The sequence below is a fragment of the Eubacterium sp. genome (assembly GCF_057858645.1).
In genome coordinates, this window is sequence record NZ_DBLZZO010000011.1 from 57371 (window position 1) to 76833 (window position 19463).

General features: G+C 34.4%; 19 protein-coding genes. 13 read left to right on the forward strand and 6 right to left on the reverse strand.

Going from position 1 to position 19463, the window contains the following annotated elements:
* The first annotated feature begins 30 nt into the window (after positions 1–30).
* The 4 genes from ACZM4J_RS05315 to ACZM4J_RS05330 all read left to right on the forward strand — a co-directional run bounded on the left by ACZM4J_RS05315 (position 31) and on the right by ACZM4J_RS05330 (position 2644).
* Positions 31–930: a ribokinase gene (locus ACZM4J_RS05315; protein ID WP_412623125.1), complete on the forward strand. Its 900-nt coding sequence runs from the start codon at positions 31–33 to the stop codon at positions 928–930.
* A 64-nt stretch (positions 931–994) separates the two neighbouring features.
* Positions 995–1732, forward strand: a complete 738-nt coding sequence (locus ACZM4J_RS05320; RefSeq protein WP_489485725.1) for a DeoR/GlpR family DNA-binding transcription regulator — start codon at positions 995–997, stop codon at positions 1730–1732.
* A gap of 92 nt (positions 1733–1824) precedes the next feature.
* Positions 1825–2277, forward strand: coding sequence for a ribose 5-phosphate isomerase B (gene rpiB / locus ACZM4J_RS05325; protein ID WP_022165115.1), 453 nt, complete (start codon positions 1825–1827; stop codon positions 2275–2277).
* Positions 2278–2401: 124 nt separating this feature from the next.
* Positions 2402–2644, forward strand: coding sequence for a hypothetical protein (locus ACZM4J_RS05330; protein ID WP_022165114.1), 243 nt, complete (start codon positions 2402–2404; stop codon positions 2642–2644).
* Here the strand turns inward: ACZM4J_RS05330 and ACZM4J_RS05335 are convergent, their stop codons facing one another.
* On the reverse strand, positions 2645–2911 hold the full coding sequence (locus tag ACZM4J_RS05335; RefSeq protein ID WP_022165113.1) for a hypothetical protein: 267 nt from the start codon (positions 2909–2911) through the stop codon (positions 2645–2647). It abuts the gene before it with no gap.
* Between the two features lie 121 nt (positions 2912–3032).
* Here ACZM4J_RS05335 and ACZM4J_RS05340 point away from each other — a divergent pair, with 121 nt between their 5' ends.
* The 4 genes from ACZM4J_RS05340 (at position 3033) to ACZM4J_RS05355 (ending at position 7916) form a co-directional block, all read left to right on the forward strand.
* Positions 3033–5084 (forward strand): DHH family phosphoesterase, encoded by a 2052-nt coding sequence (locus tag ACZM4J_RS05340; protein ID WP_412623123.1) that lies wholly within the window; start codon positions 3033–3035, stop codon positions 5082–5084.
* Positions 5084–5530, forward strand: coding sequence for a 50S ribosomal protein L9 (rplI, locus tag ACZM4J_RS05345; RefSeq protein ID WP_022165111.1), 447 nt, complete (start codon positions 5084–5086; stop codon positions 5528–5530). The genes ACZM4J_RS05340 and rplI overlap by 1 nt, the downstream gene beginning before the upstream one ends.
* Positions 5531–5601: 71 nt before the next feature.
* A complete protein-coding gene (gene dnaB, locus ACZM4J_RS05350) occupies positions 5602–6945 on the forward strand; it encodes a replicative DNA helicase (protein ID WP_117999956.1) in 1344 nt (447 codons plus the stop codon).
* Between the two features lie 266 nt (positions 6946–7211).
* Positions 7212–7916 carry a helix-turn-helix domain-containing protein gene (locus ACZM4J_RS05355; RefSeq protein ID WP_412623122.1) on the forward strand — a complete coding sequence of 235 codons (705 nt, stop codon included), beginning with the start codon at positions 7212–7214 and terminating at the stop codon, positions 7914–7916.
* A 120-nt stretch (positions 7917–8036) separates the two neighbouring features.
* On the opposite strand, the gene fdxA is transcribed toward ACZM4J_RS05355, so the two are convergent.
* On the reverse strand, positions 8037–8210 hold the full coding sequence (fdxA, locus tag ACZM4J_RS05360) for a 4Fe-4S ferredoxin (RefSeq protein ID WP_117999954.1): 174 nt from the start codon (positions 8208–8210) through the stop codon (positions 8037–8039).
* A gap of 249 nt (positions 8211–8459) precedes the next feature.
* Positions 8460–9200: a helix-turn-helix domain-containing protein gene (locus tag ACZM4J_RS05365; RefSeq protein WP_412623121.1), complete on the reverse strand. Its 741-nt coding sequence runs from the start codon at positions 9198–9200 to the stop codon at positions 8460–8462.
* Between the two features lie 339 nt (positions 9201–9539).
* On the opposite strand from ACZM4J_RS05365, the gene ACZM4J_RS05370 reads away from it, so the two are divergent.
* Complete coding sequence (locus ACZM4J_RS05370; protein WP_022165107.1) at positions 9540–10346, forward strand: sporulation initiation factor Spo0A C-terminal domain-containing protein; 807 nt, start codon at positions 9540–9542, stop codon at positions 10344–10346.
* 275 nt (positions 10347–10621) lie between these two features.
* Here the strand turns inward: ACZM4J_RS05370 and ACZM4J_RS05375 are convergent, their stop codons facing one another.
* The 3 genes from ACZM4J_RS05375 to ACZM4J_RS05385 form a co-directional block, all read right to left on the reverse strand.
* A complete protein-coding gene (locus tag ACZM4J_RS05375; protein WP_022165106.1) occupies positions 10622–12046 on the reverse strand; it encodes a HAMP domain-containing sensor histidine kinase in 1425 nt (474 codons plus the stop codon).
* A complete protein-coding gene (locus ACZM4J_RS05380) occupies positions 12046–12750 on the reverse strand; it encodes a response regulator (protein ID WP_412623120.1) in 705 nt (234 codons plus the stop codon). The genes ACZM4J_RS05375 and ACZM4J_RS05380 overlap by 1 nt, the downstream gene beginning before the upstream one ends.
* 248 nt (positions 12751–12998) lie before the next feature.
* Positions 12999–15368, reverse strand: coding sequence for an endonuclease MutS2 (locus ACZM4J_RS05385; protein ID WP_412335975.1), 2370 nt, complete (start codon positions 15366–15368; stop codon positions 12999–13001).
* A gap of 146 nt (positions 15369–15514) precedes the next feature.
* On the opposite strand from ACZM4J_RS05385, the gene ACZM4J_RS05390 reads away from it, so the two are divergent.
* The 4 genes from ACZM4J_RS05390 (at position 15515) to ACZM4J_RS05405 (ending at position 19159) form a co-directional block, all read left to right on the forward strand.
* Positions 15515–16465 (forward strand): 3'-5' exoribonuclease YhaM family protein, encoded by a 951-nt coding sequence (locus tag ACZM4J_RS05390; RefSeq protein WP_022164574.1) that lies wholly within the window; start codon positions 15515–15517, stop codon positions 16463–16465.
* Between the two features lie 22 nt (positions 16466–16487).
* The gene (gene rlmD, locus ACZM4J_RS05395; RefSeq protein ID WP_412623119.1) at positions 16488–17906 is read left to right on the forward strand and encodes a 23S rRNA (uracil(1939)-C(5))-methyltransferase RlmD; all 1419 of its coding nucleotides are present in this window, start codon (positions 16488–16490) and stop codon (positions 17904–17906) included.
* A gap of 130 nt (positions 17907–18036) precedes the next feature.
* Positions 18037–18531 carry an LEM-3-like GIY-YIG domain-containing protein gene (locus ACZM4J_RS05400; RefSeq protein ID WP_412623118.1) on the forward strand — a complete coding sequence of 165 codons (495 nt, stop codon included), beginning with the start codon at positions 18037–18039 and terminating at the stop codon, positions 18529–18531.
* A gap of 79 nt (positions 18532–18610) precedes the next feature.
* A complete protein-coding gene (locus ACZM4J_RS05405) occupies positions 18611–19159 on the forward strand; it encodes a TnpV protein (protein ID WP_004853433.1) in 549 nt (182 codons plus the stop codon).
* Positions 19160–19463: the final 304 nt, after the last annotated feature.

Genomic DNA, 19463 nt, shown 5'->3' on the forward strand with positions numbered 1-19463 from the left:
CTTTTTTAACAGATGGCAGGAGGTAAGAAAGTGAAAAATAAAATCACTGTAATAGGCAGTTTAAATTATGATGTTATCTTAAAAGTAGATAGACTACCTTATAAAGGCGAAACAATGGCAGTAGATAATTCTACATTTAGTGCCGGTGGAAAAGGCGCAAATCAGGCAGTGCAGACAGCTAAATTAAAAACACCAACATATATGGTAGGTTGCGTTGGAACTGATGCATCAGCAGACTTTTTGGTTTGTACAGCAAAACAGTACGGAGTTGATACAAGGTTCATTAGAAAAGTTGAAGGCAGTAGCGGAATGGGAATTATACACGCATTAGAAGACGGTAGCGTTTATGCCAGCATTGTAAGAGGTGCAAATTTCCAGATTACAAAAGAAGATATAGACAAAGCTATGCCGGCATTAAAGGAGTCAAAGGTTTGTATTTTACAAAACGAAATTCCTGTGCCAATGATAGAATATGGAATTGACAAAGCAAAAGAAGCAGGTTGTATAGTTGTGTTAAATGCAGCGCCTGCGATTGAAATACCGGACGAATATCTTGCAAAAGTAGATATACTTGTAGTAAATGAGGTTGAGGCATCTTTTTACTGTAAGGAAACTGTTGATTCAGTAGATAGAGCAAAAGAAGAAATAAAGAAATTAGCCGAAAAATACAATAATAACGTGATTATTACATTAGGATCACTTGGGGCTGTAGTATATGAAAATGGTACAATCGAAGTTATTCCGGCAAAGAAGGTCGATGCAGTGGAAACAACCGGAGCCGGAGATTCATATATTGGGGCAGTAAGCCATTCTATTGTTGAAGGATTAACATTGACAGAGGCTTGCAGATTCGCAACAAAGTGCAGTGCAATAACTGTATGCAGATGCGGAGCACAGCCATCCATGCCAACATTAGAAGAAGTTATGTAAACACCGATTATTATTGACATTTTTATTGGCTAAAGGATATTATAGAGAGTAGGAGGAAAAAGATATGATACCTTATGAGAGAAGATTGCAAATCGCAAAATTACTGGAACAAAATGAGGTTGTATCTTTAGATGAGTTTTGTGAGGCCTTAGGTGGAGTGTCAGAGTCTACGGTTAGAAGAGATCTTAAGACCATGGAACGTGAAGGCGAGATTACTTTACTTAGAGGCGGTGGCGCTTGTTTAAAAAGAGACAGCTATGAAATCCCTGTCATGTCAAAGAAAATGAAAAATGTCAGTGAGAAAGATAGAATTGCTAAAGCAGCAGCCGAATTAGTTGAAGATGGAGATTCCATTTACATTGATTCAGGTAGTACAGCTTTAGATATGATGAAATATTTAAGAGACAAGAATATAACAGTAGTGACAACGAACGCATTAATATATTCTGAACTACAAAGTCCTAACATTAAATGTATTATTGCCGGCGGAGAGATTAATATAGCAACAGCATCAATTAGAGGAATTACAACAAACAATTTCTTAAAGAGTTACTATTTTGATAAGGCATTTGTTGGAATGTCAGGTTTTTCCCTTGAGGCAGGATATAATACACCGGATCTACTTGAAGCTGAGAAGAAGCGAATTGTATGCAAAAATGCTAAGAAAGCTTATATTTTAGCAGATAGTAGCAAATCAGGAAAAAGCACCTTATGTAAAGTTCTTGACTTGGATCAGGCAACAATCATCTGTAATGAAGTAACAGAGGTTGTAAAGGGTGCAGAAGAATATATTATTGTATAACAGGTTATTTACTGTGTAACATATTAATTTTTAAAGGAGATATTTCTTAATATTTTCTCGACTAAAATATGAAAATTATGAGAGGTAGAAAAATGAAAATTGGAATTGGAAATGATCATGTTGCAGTAGAAATGAAGAATGAAATTAAGGCATACCTTGAAGAAAAAGGCCATGAAGTTGTTAATTTCGGTACAGATTCAACTGAAAGATGTAACTATCCTGAATATGGGGAAGCAGTTGCAAATGCTGTTGTTGCAGGTGAGGTTGACTGTGGCGTATTAATTTGTGGAACAGGCGTTGGAATTTCGCTTGCAGCAAACAAAGTAAATGGCATCAGAGCATGTGTATGTAGTGAACCTTATAGTGCAAAGTTATCAAAACAGCACAATAATACAAACATAATTGCTTTTGGCGCAAGAGTTGTTGGTATTGAACTTGCAAAAATGATAGTAGACCAGTGGCTTGAAGCTGAATATGAAGGTGGAAGACATCAGGTTAGAATTGACATGCTAAAAGAAATTGAAGAAAAACAGAAAAATAAATAAAATTAAAACTAAAGTTGTAATTAAGTTTTGAAATAAAGATTAGAATTATATTGAAACCAAAATAAAAAATTATAATTAAAGTTTTAAACTAAAATAAAAATCAAGATAGAAAGGAAATACAATTATGAAGATTAAGAATATCGATAATCCGGAAGAATTTTTAAAAGTAATAGACAGTTGTGAGGGAAAGGTTGAACTTATCACAGATGACGGGGACAGACTTAACCTTAAATCTAAGTTATGTCAGCTTGTTTCACTTTCAACAATTTTCTCTTCATCAGCACAGATTCCTGAAATGGAAATAGTAGCTCATGAATTAGAAGATTCAAAGAAAATTATGGATTTCCTAATGAGAGGACCAATGTAATTAGTCCTCTTCGATTACATAGAAATCCAGATAATCAAAATCAATAGATTCAACAAAACTGTCCGCATAAAATCTTGTGCGGGCAATTTTTTTGAACTCCTTAATATTAGATTCAAGCCATATAGGATTGCTTAAATCAAATTCGTCGCAAATCATCTCAAGAGCCTTGAAAATCTTATGGGTTCTTGTGTCATCTATATCTAATTCAATTGTAGTGCTTTGTAGCATTTTGTTGCTTTTAAAGGTTCTACCCCAAACTCTGAACATAAAAATCTCTCCTTCGCAAATAACTTCTTTGATTTTAAAGGAAAATATATTAACTGTAAAGATAAAATATGGTATAATTTAAGCGAAACTAGGTTTTTATACCTTTTTGAAAGGAAGTAAAATGGTGGACGAGAAGAAATTAAAAGCTAAAGGAAATTTACCCCAATATATTAGATGGCCATTATACTTGAATTTTATTTGGATTGTAATGGCGGCATTAGGGTTTACAATAAGTATAAAGACAGGTGTGTTGATGACATTTGCAGCAGTTTTATATTTATGTATATCTGCTACAGTGTATTTATTGTTTAAGCCTAATATTATGAGAAATCTTGTTGATTTCGGAGCGGAGTACAGTCAGGTTCAAAGAAAAATGATACGTGACATGGAAGTACCATATTGTCTTTTAGATGAAAGCGGCAAGGTAATGTGGACTAACAACGAAATGGATAAAATATGCGAAAAAAATATCAGAAATAAGCTTATTACATCTGTTTTTGAAGGAATAACCGCAGAGGACTTTTCATTTGATGAAGAGGGCAGAAGTGAATTTGAAGTTAAACACGAGAATAAAGTGTATAAGATAATTCTCAAATTATTCTCAATGAATGAGGAAAACGTAGAAAGTGCTTTAGTGCCATTGATTGGTGGTGGTGGGGCGTTAATTTCCATGTATATGTTTGACGAGACATTGATTCACCAGTTAGCCAAAGAGAACAAAGAGGAAAAATTAGTAACAGGTCATATTTATATTGATAACTATGATGAAGTTCTTAATAGTATCGATCCAACAAGAAGAACATTGCTTGTAGCGTTAATAGATAGAAAAATAAATAAGTATTTCACACAGTATGACGGAATTGTACGAAAACTTGAAAATGATAAATATTTCGTCATGTTTAAAACAAAATATGTTAGCAAGATGCAGACAAATAAGTTTGCAATATTAGATGAAGTAAAAACAGTAAATATTGGAAATGGACTTCCAATTACACTTAGTATTGGTATAGGTGTAGGTGGCAATGGTTTAGTGGCAAATTATGAGATCGCAAGAGCAGCCATTGACATGGCACTGGGACGTGGTGGTGACCAGGCAGTGCTAAAAGAAGGCAACAAAGTATATTATTATGGTGGAAAGTCCAAGTCAGTAGAGAAAAATACAAAAGTAAAATCAAGAGTAAAAGCTACAGCATTTAGAGATTTAATTGAAACAAAGGAAACAATATTTATAATGGGACACCATATTGGAGATAACGATTCATTTGGTGCTTCCATAGGATTTTATAGAATAGCTCAGACAATTGGTAAAAAAGCCCACATTGTAATAGAAGATATTTCAGGTAGCGTAATACCCATAGCTCAAATGTTCCATGAGTCAGATATTTATGCTGAAGACATGTTTATTTCAGGTAGCGAAGCAGTTTCCAAAATAGGAAAAAATGACGCCTTAATAGTTGTTGACTGTAACAGAGCTGCTTATACAGAATATCCTGAATTAGTCAGAAGAGCACAGTGTCTGGTTGTCTTCGATCATCATAGACAATCAGAAGATGTAATAGATAACGCACAGTTGTCATATATAGAACTTGCATCATCTTCTACATGTGAAATGGTTGTAGAGATTATGCAGTATATACCGGAAACAGTGAAGATTAATAAAATAGAAGCCGAAGCACTTTATGGTGGTATTATGGTGGATACAAATAATTTCACCAACAGAACAGGTGTAAGAACTTTCGAGGCGGCAGCATACCTTAAGAAAAACGGTGCGGACATAACAAGAGTCAGACGAATGTTTAGAGATGATATTAATGATTATAAGGCAAAAGCTGCAGCAGTACAGAATACAGAAATTTACAAGGACTGTTATGCAATTTCTGTATGTACGGCAAAGAATGTTTCATCACCAACAGTTGTAGGTGCTCAGGCAGCTAATGAATTGTTAAACATTAAGAATGTAAAAGCATCATTCGTATGTACACCATACAATGATTTAATATACATAAGTGCAAGATCGTTAGATAAAATTAATGTTCAGGTGCTTATGGAAGAGTTTGGAGGTGGCGGTCACATGAATCTGGCAGGAGCCCAGGTTAAAGACGCATCTTTAGGAGAAGTAACACAGATGATTAAAAACGCAATCAGTAGAAGAATTGAAGAAGGAGACATGTAATGAAAGTTATTTTATTAGAAGACGTAAAGTCACTTGGAAAAAAAGGCGAAATAGTAAATGTAAATGATGGATATGCAAGAAATTTCATATTAAAGAAGAATTTAGGTTTAGAAGCAACAGGAAAGAATTTAAATGACTTAAAGCTTCAACAGCAGAATGCAGCTAAAGTTGCCAAAGAAAAATTAGAAGCTGCTCAGGCTTTGGCAAAGGACTTAGAAGACAAATCAGTTACTGTTAAGATACAGGCTGGAGTTGAAGGCAAGGTATTTGGTTCAATTTCAAGTAAAGAAATAGCTTTAGAAGCAAAGAAACAGCTGGGAATGGATATTGACAAAAAGAAGATTGTTATTCCTGATGCAATTAAGTCACTTGGAACTTACAATGTAAACATTAAGTTACACAAGGATGTAGTTGGAAAGTTAGCAGTAAAAGTTGAAGCAAAATAATTAGTAATTAAGAGAATCGCAATATGTCTAAGGATGTATTGCGATAATTTTACTATGAATGGAGATGCACTATGGACGAAGCAGTAGTAAAAAGAATAATGCCTCATAGCAACGAGGCGGAGCAGGCTGTTATTGGCTCAATGATGATGGACCAGGAAGCAATAACAGTTGCAATGGAAAAATTATCAGATGCGGATTTTTATAATAAACAGTACGGTTCATTGTTTAAGGCAATGGTTGAATTGTATAACGAAGGACGTGAGGGTGACCTGGTTACAATCAAAACAAAACTGGAAGAAATGGACGTTCCTTCAGAAGTTATTAGTATTGATTTTATTAGAAATATTTTAGATATGGTTCCAACATCTGCAAACATAAAGCAGTATGCGGATATTGTATATGAAAAGTCAGTAATGAGAAATCTTATAAGGGCAAATGAGAGTATTGCTAATACATGTTATGCAGGCAACAAGCCTTTAGAGGCAATTCTTGAAGAAACAGAGAAAAGTATTTTTGACTTGATTCAAACAGGTAATACAGGAGATTATGTTCCTGTAAGACAGATTGTTTTAAATGTTTTTGACAAGATTGAACAGGCAGCTCAGACGAAAGGTTCTATTACAGGTTTGGAAACAGGATTTGCCAAGCTTGACAAGCAGTTGTCAGGTCTGCAGCCTTCCGATTTGATTCTTATAGCTGCCAGACCTTCTGTTGGTAAAACAGCCTTCGTACTTAACTTAACAGAAACAATTGCAGTAAAACATAATATACCGGTAGCAATATTCAGTTTGGAAATGTCAAGCGAACAGCTTATAAACCGTGTAATTTCACAGAACTCAATGGTTAGCTCACAGAAAATCCGTATTGGTGATTTAAGTGATAGCGAATGGGAAAATATAGTAGAATCAGCCAATGTCATTGGTAACTCAGGAATTATTATTGATGATACACCAGGTATCAGTATCGGTGAAATGAGATCAAAGTGTAGAAAGTTCAAACTGGAGAAAGATATTCAGTTGGTTATTGTAGACTACTTACAGTTGATGACAACTAACACGCCTCACGGAAGCCGTGAACAGGAAATTGCAGAAATATCAAGAACATTAAAGGGTATTGCCAGAGAGTTAAATGTTCCCGTAATTGCACTTTCACAGCTTAACCGTGCATCTGAAACAAGAGAAGACAGAAAGCCTATTATGGCGGATCTTCGTGAATCCGGTTCTATCGAGCAGGATGCCGACGTTGTAATGCTTATGTCAAGATATTACGACAAGGAGAAAAAAGAAGAAGACAGAAACAGAATTATTCTTAACGTAGCTAAACAGAGAAACGGCCCTGTAGGTGAAGTTGAATTGGTATGGTTACCACAGTTTACAAAATTCGAAGATGCAGAACAACCTGGTGATCAGATTTAAATTGTTGTATGCCTAAGAAGACATAAAGTATTTTTAATAGATAATGATAATATGTAGAAAACCTTTGAAACAGATTTTAAATTTGTCTCAAAGGTTTTTTGTATACTCAAGTATATAAATATATCTTCTTCGACACCTCCGCAAAAGGTTACATTTTTTGCAGTGCTATTTTTATTGATAGGGGAATATAATGGACTTATAATTGTAGTGTTAAGAAATTAGTATGAATTTCAAACCCTTTAAAGGGGCAGGTTTAGGAGGTTAAAATGGGGGAAAAGAGATACATGATTTCAGATGCATCAAGGATGCTTGGAGTAGAATCTCATGTTTTAAGATACTGGGAGGAAGAACTTAATATAGTCATACCAAGAAATGAAATGGGGCATCGATATTACACCGACAATCATATTAATTTGTTGAAGAATGTGCGTGACTTAAAAAATCAGGGCTATGGACTTAGAACAATTAAAATGATGCTGACGGACCCTGATACAAAAGAAGGAAAAAACAATAATTGCAGAAATAACATGGCTTTAACAGCTACAGCAGTTAGCGCACCGGTGCTTAAAGAGCAGATGAAGGTTGAGACAATTGAGAGCAGCGAAAGCAAGATGGAACAGTTTCAGGCAATAATGGATAAGGTTGTCTCTAAGGCGTTAAAGAAGAGTGCCGGAGAATTAGGCAAGGAAGTAAGTGGAAACGTAAGCGAAAAAGTTTTAAAAGAAATGAATTATCTAATGCGGACTCAAGACGAAAGAGAGGAAGAACGCTATAAAAAGTTAGATATGGCAATGCGTTCCAAACAAAAACTTTCAAGAAGAGAAAAAAGGCAACAACTTAAAGCTGAAAAACTTCTACTGAAGAAAACTAAAAAAGAAGAACAAAGACTTAAACAGGAAAAACAGAAAAAGCTGGCAGCAGAGAAGAAAAAGGGAGATTTGAAAATCGGAAAGAAAGCACCGGCTCAGTAGATAGCTATTAAGTAATTCTATGGGACAGATGTAGAAGTTGGTTATTAGCAGAATTAAATAATGAATAATGTGCAATAGAAAAGGAGACAACCTTGGGGTGTCTCCTTTTACTATCTCTAATTAAGCATCTAATTCGATTGAACCTGTAGGACATGATCCTGTACAAGCTCCACATTCGATACATGCACTAGCATCGATAACGAATGCTCCGTCACCTTCGCTAATAGCGCCAACTGGGCAGGCACCTGCACATGCACCACAACCGATGCATCCATCATTAATCTTGTAAGCCATTATGAAAGCCTCCTTTAAATTTAAAAATTTATATTCATATAATAATACAATTACTGACATATTGCAACAATATAATCATTAACAAATTTAGAAAAATATATAAAATTTATTCTAAAAAAATTAGAAATTATGTGTACTGAAAAAAACATTAATTAGTGCAAAACATCGCAAAAAGTGATGAGAATATCAAATTCTACAAAAAGATTTATGGCAAAATTAATAATTCTCCCACAACTATATTTATAGAGTTTATGTTCTGATAACAGTGATTACTCTTCCGAAAAAATGGATGACGTCAATGTTATTTATGAAAAGTGTGTCACCACTATTAGTAACAGGAACCAGACGCATAGGTTGCCCATTTTCATATCTTCTAATATAAACAGCTTTCCCTTTTAAGAATATGCCAACTTCTCCGGGGATAGGAAAACGGTCTCTTGCAATAAGCAGAATGTCACCATCAAGATATGTAGGTGAAAGATAGTTGCCTAATATTTTTATGCCACACATAATTATATTATCGCAAATGTCTGAGTATGCATAGGCGTTAATGGTTTCTGTGTAAACACTATCGTAAATCATGCCATCTTTGATTAATCCTGTAGGAACCAATACGGGGATTTCCATTACACCGTTAGTTTGATTGTTTTGATGAATTGAATGTTCAAAACGGACAATTTCCTGAAGAAGAGTAAATGCTCTTGGAGGTAATTCACCGGCAGGTATACTGCAACCAATATCGTAGCCAATAAGATAATCCATGCCACATCCTAGAGCCTGACTGATTTTGTATAAAGTGTAAATAGTTGGATTTGTTATTTTGCCGGAAAGAAGTTTCTTCACAGATTCATAGGGGAGCCCCGAAAAATCAGAAAGTTTCCTAATTGACCAGTTGTTAGTATTAAGTATTTTATTAATGTTTTTTATAATGTTTGATTTTAAAAGATTTTGTTCAGCGTATTTGTTATTAGCTTCAATATTCATTTTCATACCCCTCTCATAAAGGTATTGAATTGCACCAGGTAATAGATTAGAGCAAAGATTTGGTGTAAAACAATAACTTTCAATTTTTTCCTAATACAGCTATTATAAAAATGCAGATTTTAAATTGCAATATTTTGTTTAAATATCTGCAAAAATTAACTTGCAACATATTATTGTAAACTTAACGAAGGGGGGAGATTCAAAAAGTAAAGTACAAAAAGGAGATTGTAGGGCAATTGATAAATGCCTGCAAAATGAAAAACAGAAATATTTTTAACGAATATTGTTGAAAAAAATAAAACTAAGAATGCAAAAAGAAAAAGTTTTATAAATGAAGGGGGCAACATGAGGAAGTTAAAAGTATTGGTTGCAGAAAGTCAGACAGTTGTAAAACAACAGTTGACAAAAGAACTTGAAAAAGATTTAGAAATTGCAGTAGTGGGGGCTACTGACAACGGAAAAGATGCTTTTGAAATTTTTAAAAGAGAAGAACCCAATATCGTTATATTTGATTTGCTTTTACCTATATACGATGGGTACACATTGTTAGATAAGATTAATGAGTATGGCGTGTCGGATAAGACAAAACTTATAATGACAACTACAGTTACTAGTGATTTGCTAATTTGTGAGGCATTTCACAGAAATGTAGATTATGTTCTCACCAAACCTTATGATACAAAAATCGTTGTGAAGAAAGTAAAGAAGATATACACACGAATGAATGAAATAATTGAAGAGGGGACAGTTGCAACAACTGAAATTATGACTAAAGAAAACACCAAAGGGTTAAGTTATAGTGTTTTTGAGGACAATAAGAAAATTGATAAAGCTATTTCAGAAAAACTTAATGCAGTTGGTATACCAACCAGATTAAAAGGCTACAGATATATGATAACTGCTGTAAAAGAGGCTGTAAACAATGAGGAAGCTTTGGATGCAGTGACTAAGATTCTATATCCTGATGTAGCAAAAAAACACCATTCTACAGCACAAAGAGTTGAAAAAGCAATAAGGCATGCCATAGAGGTCGCCTGGAATGATCAGGCCCATAAGGAAAATTATGGATACATAATTGATTCAGGAAAATACCGACCTACTAATTCGGAATTCATTGCAAAAATTACCCAGGACATAATACAAAATCAATAGAAATGTATTAAAAATTATGAGATTAAGTAAAAAAGAAAACTAAAAATAAAATAATTAACAAATAAATAAAAAAATATAAAACAAAAATTAAATAAAACTAAGGAAAAATGAAAAAAGATTCCTGTTAATTGACGTCTCATCTCAAAATCTAATTACAAGAGATCGGGATAACAGCCAAATGCAGGAATCTTGTTTCATTGAATATGATTATTTATTTGATATAACTATTTATTTCACATAACTGTTTATTTCATATAACTATTTCTTTCATGTAACTATTTCTTGGCGCGTTTTAGTGAAAATACAAATTCAGTTCCAACACCTTCGGTGCTTATAACGTCAATGTTTTCACCATGAGCCATCATAATTTCTTTAACAATGGCAAGACCAATACCGGAACCGGTTTTATCACGGCCTCTTGAAAGGTCTGTTTTATAAAATCTTTGCCAAATCTTATCAATGCTGTCACTAGGAATACCCATACCAAAATCTTTAACAGAACAGTAGACTTTTTCACCCTTGTTGTAAACCTTTAATATGATTTTTGAACCAATATTACTGAATTTAATGGCATTATCTAAAAGGTTGTAAAGAACCTGTTCAATTTTCCCTTTGTCAGCATAGACATTGTAATGTTTTGTAGGAAATTGAATTATAAGCTGTATATGCTTCTTTTCACAACTTCCCTGAAAAGTTTCAACAGTGGAAGTAATAACACTTTCCATACTGAACTCTTCGTATAAAAGTTCAGGCCCGGTGCTGTTCCAATTGTTTAAGCTACGCAGACCGGTCGTTAATTTCTCTAAACGGTTTGCTTCGGAAATAACAATTGATAAATATTTGTTATAATCCTCAGGTGGTATGGTTCCATCCATCATTGCTTCCAGATAACCTTTAATTGATGTTAAAGGTGAACGGAAATCGTGAGAAATATTTGAAATAAATTTCTTCTGATATTCCCTTGAATTGTTTAACTGCTTAGACATGTATTTAAGTGAACTTGCCACATCACCAATTTCATCATCGTTATTTACTTTTAAGCCCTCATATTCAAAATTACCTTTGGCATATTCCATTGCCGCCAGACGAATTTGTTTAAGAGGTAAATAAATAAACCACATGAAATTAAGAAAAACTATTAAAGACAAAGCCAGTATTATAATATACGTTACATAGAAAATGTAAGTAATATTGTAACTGCTGTCCTTAATATAAGATGTAGGCATGTGGGCTACCACGTACCCGTAAGTTATATCGTCTTTTGCAAGTGTGTGGACAACACTTAAAGTGTCAGTTTTTGAAATATTGTATAATTTTCCTATTCTATAGGAAACTTTGCTATAGTCAGTTGGATCAAAGTCGTTAAATACAATTGTATGTTCATCGTTGCTTAATTCCTGAGTTTTGTCAGTAGTATAAATCATTTTCTTATTATTATCTAAAACAAGAAGATTACAATTCAATACTCTGTTAAAATCACTAAAGTAGTTATCAGGACTTGAAATATCATCCAAAGATTCTATATCAAGAGATTTGATATTATCTGAAACAACAGACGCGTAGCTGTTAAGCTGTTTGGCATCGTCCTGAACCAAATGATTGTAAATAAGGTTTGTTGACCAATAAGTTATAAGTAAAAATCCAAGTACAGCAAAGGAAAAATATCCTATAAAAAATTTAGTTAAAATAGAATTTCTCATTATTTGTTATGTACCTCGAATCTGTATCCAACGCTCCAAACAGTTCCAATAGACCATTCATCTGTGTCAGAAATTTTTTCTCTTATACGTTTAATGTGGACGTCAACTGTACGTGTATCACCTGCATATTCGTAACCCCAAATATGGTCAAGCAACTGTTCACGAGTGAAAACCTGGTTAGGAGATGAAGCAAGGAAAAATAAAAGTTCAATTTCCCTTGGTGTCATTTCAACTTGTTTTCCTTTGTAAATAACTTCGTAGTTTGATAAGTTGATAATTAAATCCTTGTACTCAACATATTTGCCTGACTTAGGAGTTGGAGCTGCAGCAGGTGCTGTGTAACGTCTTAGAACTGCCTTAACTCTTGCAACTAATTCTTTTGAGTCGAAAGGTTTAATCATATAATCATCTGCACCTAATTCAAGTCCTAATACTTTGTCAAAAACTTCAGTTTTGGCAGAAAGCATAATAATAGGAACTTTTGACTCTTTTCGGATTTCCCTACATACTTCGTATCCGTCAATGCCCGGTAGCATAATGTCAAGAAGTACAAGGTCAGGATTATATTCCTTAAAAGCGTTAAGTGCTGACTGACCGTCTTCTTCTGTTCTTGTATCAAAACACTCTTTTGTTAAATAAAGAGAAATAAGATTTGCAATGTTTGCATCATCATCAACTATTAATATTTTCTGTTTGTTTGCCATTTGATTGTCCTCCCATTAATGGTTACTGAAAAATTAAAATCCTAGTATCTTTTATATTTTAAAGATAATGGAAATATAATGTTAATTAAAATTTTTCAGCCGATTTTTAATAATTATATCATAAAGTTCTTATGTTAAATAGCTTATAATAAAATGTAAAAATATCTTATTTGCAGTAAATAAAATCTGCAATAATACAAAAAATAAAATCTGCAATAATACAAAATTTTATTTTCTAATATTAAACATTACTTAAATTCTACTACTGTAGCACCTGCACCCCCTTCACCATGCTCGCCGTTTCTGTATGACTTAACATAAGAGCAGGTTTTCAAATAATTCTGAACTGCTTTTCTTAATGTGCCTGTGCCTTTACCATGAATTACATAAACCTGTGGTAAATGTGCAATGTAAGCATCATCAAGATATTTCTCAAGTTCACCTAAAGCTTCATCAACAGTTTTACCGATTAAGTTGATTTCCATCTTCACGTTAAGAGATTTGTTCATTTTAATCTTGCCGCTACTGTTTCTTGTAAGACCCGGTGCCTTAATATCAGGTTCATCAATAATTTCTAAGTCCCTAATATTAACCTTGCTGTTTAAAATACCCATTTTGACAGTTAAGTTACCGGCTGCGTTTGGAAGGGAGGCAACAGTACCATTTAAGTTCATGCTAAGCACCTTAACCCCTGTTCCAAGTTTAAAGTCAGAAGCTTTGTAAGATTTTGAAGGCTTAGAAGCCTTAATCGAACTGTGGCTTTGATTCTTTTTAATTTTTGAACCAACGGCAGTTCTTGATTTTTCAAGTTCTTTTGTATTGCCGGACTTACCGTATTTGTTAATATTTTTAATTGCTGTATCAGCAGTTTCCTTAGCTTCTTTAAGAATATCAAGGGCTTCTTCCCTTGCTTTAGATAAAATCTTATCTTTCTTTTCATTAATTTCTTTAGTTCTGTATTCGTAATCTTTTTTCAAAGACGCTATTTGAGACTTGTAAACAGAAATTGTTTCGTGGTCTTTTTCAATCTGTTTCTTCTGACGTTCAAGTTCAGCTAAAACATCTTCAAACTGCTCATCTTCAGCATCAATTCTTGATTTGGCATCATCAATAATAAATTTAGGTAATCCAAGTTTCTCTGAAATTGCAAAGGCATTACTTTTTCCCGGTATACCAATTAATAAGCGGTAAGTTGGTCTTAAAGTTTCAACATCAAATTCGCAACTGGCATTCTGGACACCATCGGTGGAGAGGGCGTAAAGTTTTAACTCACTATAGTGAGTTGTTGCCATGGTTCTTGTACCCATATTCTTTAAGAAGTTAAGAATTGAAATTCCAAGAGCTGCACCTTCTACCGGATCAGTTCCTGCACCTAATTCGTCAAAGAGAACAAGAGAGTCCTGATCAGCTTTGTCTAAAATATTTACAGTGTTTACCATATGGGCTGAGAAGGTACTTAAACTTTGCTCAATACTCTGCTCGTCACCAATGTCTGCAAAAATTTCTTTAAATACTGCAAGGCTACTGCCCTCAAATGCAGGAATGTGTAAACCTGATTGGCCCATTAATGATAATAGACCAACTGTTTTTAGGGAAACTGTTTTACCACCGGTGTTAGGACCTGTAACAATAAGCAGGTTAAAATCTTTTCCTAAATTAACGTCTATTGGCACTACTTTCTTTGGATCAAGTAATGGGTGACGTCCCTGTTTAATGTTTATAAAACGTTTGTCGTTAAACTCAGGCATGGTTGCTTTCATTTTCTTGGCAAGATTTGCTTTCGCAAAAATAAAGTCAAGTTTAGGCAGTAACTTCATGTCAGTTCTAAGCTGTTCCATGTATTCGCTACATGTAACACTTAAATTAGCAAGTATAATTTGAATTTCATCAGCTTCTTTAACTGATAGTTCACGCAACTTGTTATTAAGTTCCACAACTACAGTAGGCTCTACAAAAAGAGTTGAACCTGTTGAGGACTGGTCGTGAATAATTCCCGGCACATTGCCACGATATTCTTGTTTAACAGGAACGCAGTAACGACCGTCTCTCATGGTAATAAGAGAGTCCTGTAAGTATGTTTTGTTGTTAGTAGAATTAACAAGGTTACTAAGCTGACTGTGAATTCTATCGTTTGTCAGCTTCATCTGTCTTCGAATATTTTTTAAGTTATAAGAAGCATCATCTGCCATTTCTTCTTCAGAAATAATACACTTTTCAATTTCTTTATTTAAATTAGTAAGAGGCTCAATGGCTTCAAACATATCGTCTAGGCTGTCTTTGTTACCATCGTCATCTCGTCTTGAAAAAGTTTTAACCCTGTTGGCAACTTTTAATAGGGAACTGATTCTAAGAAGTTCTCCCATGCCAAGGGTGCTGCCAATTTCCAATCGTTTAAGGGATTCACCAATGTTGTGAAGTCCCGAAAAAGAAAGACTCCCTTTTTGCCAAACTCGTGTAAGTGCATCGCCTGTATTTTGCTGCATTATTTTTATCTCATGATAATCAGATGAAGGGGTGAGATTCTCACAAAGTCTGCGACCCATGTCAGAACCTGCTTCTTCTTTTAGCAAGTCAATAATTTTGTTAAACTCTAATGTTTTTAATACCTTTTTGTTCATTTTATAATCTCCATTTATTTGATGTAACTATACATATTCTGCCACCAAATACAGTGGTACTGTTCTTGTATTTGAATACATAATCAATTATAATAAAGTTTAGCTTAAATGTGTATAAAAGTAAATTCTTATATTAGGAGGAAATAATGAAATATATCGAAACATTACGTGAAGGTGAAAGAGTACAGGAAGTATACTTATGCAAACAAAAAAGTAGCGCAATGACAAAAACAGGAAAAGAGTATGAGAATGTTATTTTACAGGATAAAACAGGACAGTTAGATGCAAAAATCTGGGACCCGGGTTCAATGGGCATTGATGATTTTGACGCATTAGATTATGTAGAAGTTCATGGAGACGTTACAGTTTTTAACGGTCAGACACAGCTTAGTATTAAGCGCGCAAGAAAAGTAAGTGAAGAAAATGTTGATCCATCAAATTATTTACCTTGCACTGATAAAAACATCGACGAAATGATGACAGAATTGCTAAAATTCATCGCCAGTGTTAATAACCCTTATTATAAACAGATTTTAACAACATTATTCGTTGATGATGCAAATTTTGCAGAGGCATTTAAGAAACATTCAGCGGCTAAAAGTGTTCACCATGGATTTATCGGTGGTTTATTAGAGCATACACTTTCAGTAACAAAGTTATGCGATTTTTATACAAAACAATATCCTATTTTAAACAGGGATTTACTTATTACTTCGGCTATTTGTCATGATATTGGAAAAGTATATGAATTATCAGATTTTCCTTCTAATGAATACACAGATGCAGGTCAGTTGTTAGGTCATATTGTTATGGGTTCGGAAATGCTTTCAAAGATTATAGCAACAATACCTGATTTTCCAACAAAGCAGGCAAATGAATTGAAGCATTGTATTTTGGCGCATCATGGCGAGCTTGAATACGGTTCACCAAAGAAGCCGGCATTAATTGAAGCTGTTGCACTTAATTTTGCAGATAATACAGACGCAAAGATGGAAACAGTTATGGAAATCTTTAAGAGTAACGGAACAGCAACATCAGACCAGTGGTTAGGCTACAATAGATTTTTAGAGAGCAACATTAGAAGAACTACTGAATAAAAATGGAGAATGATTAAAATATATGTTTAATAAGAATGATATTATTGAAATAGAAATTATTGATCAGGGAACTACAGGAGAGGGCATAGGCAAAGTTGATGGCTATGCTCTTTTTGTAAAAGATGCAGTTATTGGCGATGTGGTAAAGGTGAAAATAATGAAGGCAAAAAAGAATTTTGCTTTTGCCAAATTACTTGAAGTTGTAAAGCCATCCCCTTATCGTGTAGAGCCTCTTTGCCCTGAGGCAAACCGCTGTGGAGGCTGTCAGTTGCAGGCAATGAATTACAAGCAGCAGTTGGAATTTAAAGAGAAAAAAGTCTATAACAATATTAAACGAATTGGTGGCATAGAAGACTTTGAAATGAAGCCTATTATCGGCATGGAAGAGTTGTCAGTAAAGGGACATGAAGACAACGGACCTTTTCATTATAGAAACAAGGCACAGTTTCCGGTAGGTCTGGACAGAGAGGGAAATATTGTCAGCGGTTTTTATGCAGGCAGAACTCATTCCATTATTAGCGTGGACAATTGCCTTCTTGGTATTGAAAAAGATGGTGACGTAAATGGCACCGTAATGCATATAGTAAAAACTTTTATGAATATTTATAACATTAAACCTTATGATGAAAAAGCACACAAAGGTTTGGTGAGACATGTTCTTATTAGAATTGGTGCTTTTACAAATGAGATAATGGTTTGTGTGGTTATTAATGGAAATAAATTGCCACATTCACAGGAATTGGTGGAACAGTTATTGCAAATTGATGACATGACAAGTATTTGTCTTAATGTAAATAAAGAAAAAAGCAATGTAATTTTAGGCAGAGAAATTATTAATTTGTACGGAAAAGATTATATTGAAGATTACATTGGGGATGTTAAGTTTAGAATTTCTCCATTGTCATTTTTCCAGGTAAATCCAATTCAGACAGAAAAGCTTTACAACAAGGCGCTGGAATATGCAAACCTTACAGGTAAAGAAACTGTGTGGGATTTGTATTGTGGTATTGGAAGTATTTCTCTTTTCCTTGCAAAAGCTGCAAAGAAGGTTATTGGCGTGGAGATTGTTCCTGAAGCAATTGACAATGCCAGAGAAAACGCTGCCATAAATGGCATGGAAAATACAGAGTTTCTGGTTGGGGCAGCAGAAGAAGTAGTTCCTAAATATTTTGAGGAACATAAAAATCAACCTGAATGTAAGCCGGATGTGATTGTGGTGGACCCGCCACGAAAAGGTTGCGACCAGGTGTTACTTGATACTATTGTAAAAATGAATCCGGAGAGAATTGTTTATGTAAGCTGTGACAGCGCTACATTGGCAAGGGATTTGAAGTGGCTTGAAGAACATGGGTATAAGTTAAAGGAAGCAACACCATGCGACATGTTTGGTCAGACAGTGCATGTGGAGACAGTGGTTCTGTTGACTAAAGTACATAATTGATAGTATGAAAAAGGCTTGAAATAATGGGATTTCGATAGTTTTGGTTACTGGAAATAATACCGCAAAAAATGTCCTAAAAGCTTTTAAAAATCTAGGAAATTTTATGGTTGGATAGACAGGAATATTGAGATTGAGAGAAAAGAAAGCAGCAGTTGTAACAAAGGATGATGAACATGAAAAAGAGAGCCTGGGCAGTCCTGATAGCGAGAAGTTGAAACTGAAGACTATTGCGGATATTAAGAATGCCGGATTTGAGGTTGAGAAAATAATCATCAATTCAAACTTAACCGAAGAAGAGGCATTTGCTGCAGAGGCTTCACTGATTAATGCTTTCAACTATGTTGGTGACGCGGGACTTACAAACATTGTTGCCGGACACCATTCTGCAGAGGCTTTATCGGTTGATGAGTGTGAAAGAATAAACGGTGCCGCTCCACTTGAAGAAAAAGACATCAGGCATAAAATCCTTGTCATCAAAATAAATAGACTCTACCAAAGAGGTATGGATGAGAATGAATCGTTCTACATTGGAAAGTCGATAGTCGGATTGAAGTTGAATCAGTCGGCACAGAATCCGATTACATATCTGTATCTACTGGAGAAAGATAAAATTCATATTCAATGAAATTTACAAATCGAAGTTTGTGATGGTAGATAATATGGAATGACTTAATGTTTTTGGGCTGATTTTTATTGCAGTCATTATGATACCCAATGTTGTATTTGCGATTAAGTGCAAAGATGGATTTGATAATAAGTGGAACAATAAATATGTTGAGGTCACAGAACAAGTAGGGAGATTGGGTTGTTTCGGATTCATGATAATCAATATTCCGGGAACTTGTTTCGGGGGGTGGTCTGACGAAGCATTTGCACTATATCTGATTGTAGATACCATATTGGTAATCAGATTTCCTGTCCGGATGATTTTATGGATCTGTATGAAAAGCCTTATCAGAGATGCAGTATCGTTTTTTTCGTTTCTTGTGAAAAAATTTGTAGTTATTTGTAAGAATTTGTCGAAAAGTGTGCTATATTTTAATCTGCTGACAAGCGGAAAGTTATATGAACACCTTGCCGAAATTGATACTTCGGCTCGTGATATGGCGGAATATCTGATAAAGGAAATGGCAAAGAAGCAAGGTGTAACAGAAGAACTGAAAGCAACGGATATGATGAGATGGATAGGATTGATGAATAACATTCGAGCCTGTGCCGATGAGATTGTAATGAATGATATTGTGTATTCCTAACGGATACTAACCGAAGAAGAACTGCTGTCAAACCGATGGCAGTTTTTCTTTTTCGGCAAGTATTCAAGAAGTCATTAAGTTGCGAGTATAATCGAAGTGGTAGAAAAGTTATCTATTATATCGGTTGTAACTTTTTTATGAACTCTATTGACAAGAAAACTTGGTATGTGTATAATTAAAACATGCAAAGAAAACTTGGCATGGAGGTGTTTTTATGAAAAAGGACGAAATCTTAAATGCAAGCAGAAAAGAACATCGCAATAAGGACTTGGCTGAAATGGAAGTGGTATATCAAGCCGGAAGT

Coding starts and splice junctions, on each gene's coding strand:
- ACZM4J_RS05320 (WP_489485725.1), top strand. CDS start 995: ATGATACCTTATGAGAGAAGATTGCAAATCGCAAAATTACTGGAACAA.
- rpiB (WP_022165115.1), top strand. CDS start 1,825: ATGAAAATTGGAATTGGAAATGATCATGTTGCAGTAGAAATGAAGAAT.
- ACZM4J_RS05330 (WP_022165114.1), top strand. CDS start 2,402: ATGAAGATTAAGAATATCGATAATCCGGAAGAATTTTTAAAAGTAATA.
- ACZM4J_RS05335 (WP_022165113.1), bottom strand. CDS start 2,911: ATGTTCAGAGTTTGGGGTAGAACCTTTAAAAGCAACAAAATGCTACAA.
- ACZM4J_RS05340 (WP_412623123.1), top strand. CDS start 3,033: ATGGTGGACGAGAAGAAATTAAAAGCTAAAGGAAATTTACCCCAATAT.
- rplI (WP_022165111.1), top strand. CDS start 5,084: ATGAAAGTTATTTTATTAGAAGACGTAAAGTCACTTGGAAAAAAAGGC.
- dnaB (WP_117999956.1), top strand. CDS start 5,602: ATGGACGAAGCAGTAGTAAAAAGAATAATGCCTCATAGCAACGAGGCG.
- ACZM4J_RS05355 (WP_412623122.1), top strand. CDS start 7,212: ATGGGGGAAAAGAGATACATGATTTCAGATGCATCAAGGATGCTTGGA.
- fdxA (WP_117999954.1), bottom strand. CDS start 8,210: ATGGCTTACAAGATTAATGATGGATGCATCGGTTGTGGTGCATGTGCA.
- ACZM4J_RS05365 (WP_412623121.1), bottom strand. CDS start 9,200: ATGAAAATGAATATTGAAGCTAATAACAAATACGCTGAACAAAATCTT.
- ACZM4J_RS05370 (WP_022165107.1), top strand. CDS start 9,540: ATGAGGAAGTTAAAAGTATTGGTTGCAGAAAGTCAGACAGTTGTAAAA.
- ACZM4J_RS05375 (WP_022165106.1), bottom strand. CDS start 12,046: ATGAGAAATTCTATTTTAACTAAATTTTTTATAGGATATTTTTCCTTT.
- ACZM4J_RS05380 (WP_412623120.1), bottom strand. CDS start 12,750: ATGGCAAACAAACAGAAAATATTAATAGTTGATGATGATGCAAACATT.
- ACZM4J_RS05385 (WP_412335975.1), bottom strand. CDS start 15,368: ATGAACAAAAAGGTATTAAAAACATTAGAGTTTAACAAAATTATTGAC.
- ACZM4J_RS05390 (WP_022164574.1), top strand. CDS start 15,515: ATGAAATATATCGAAACATTACGTGAAGGTGAAAGAGTACAGGAAGTA.
- rlmD (WP_412623119.1), top strand. CDS start 16,488: ATGTTTAATAAGAATGATATTATTGAAATAGAAATTATTGATCAGGGA.
- ACZM4J_RS05405 (WP_004853433.1), top strand. CDS start 18,611: ATGATACCCAATGTTGTATTTGCGATTAAGTGCAAAGATGGATTTGAT.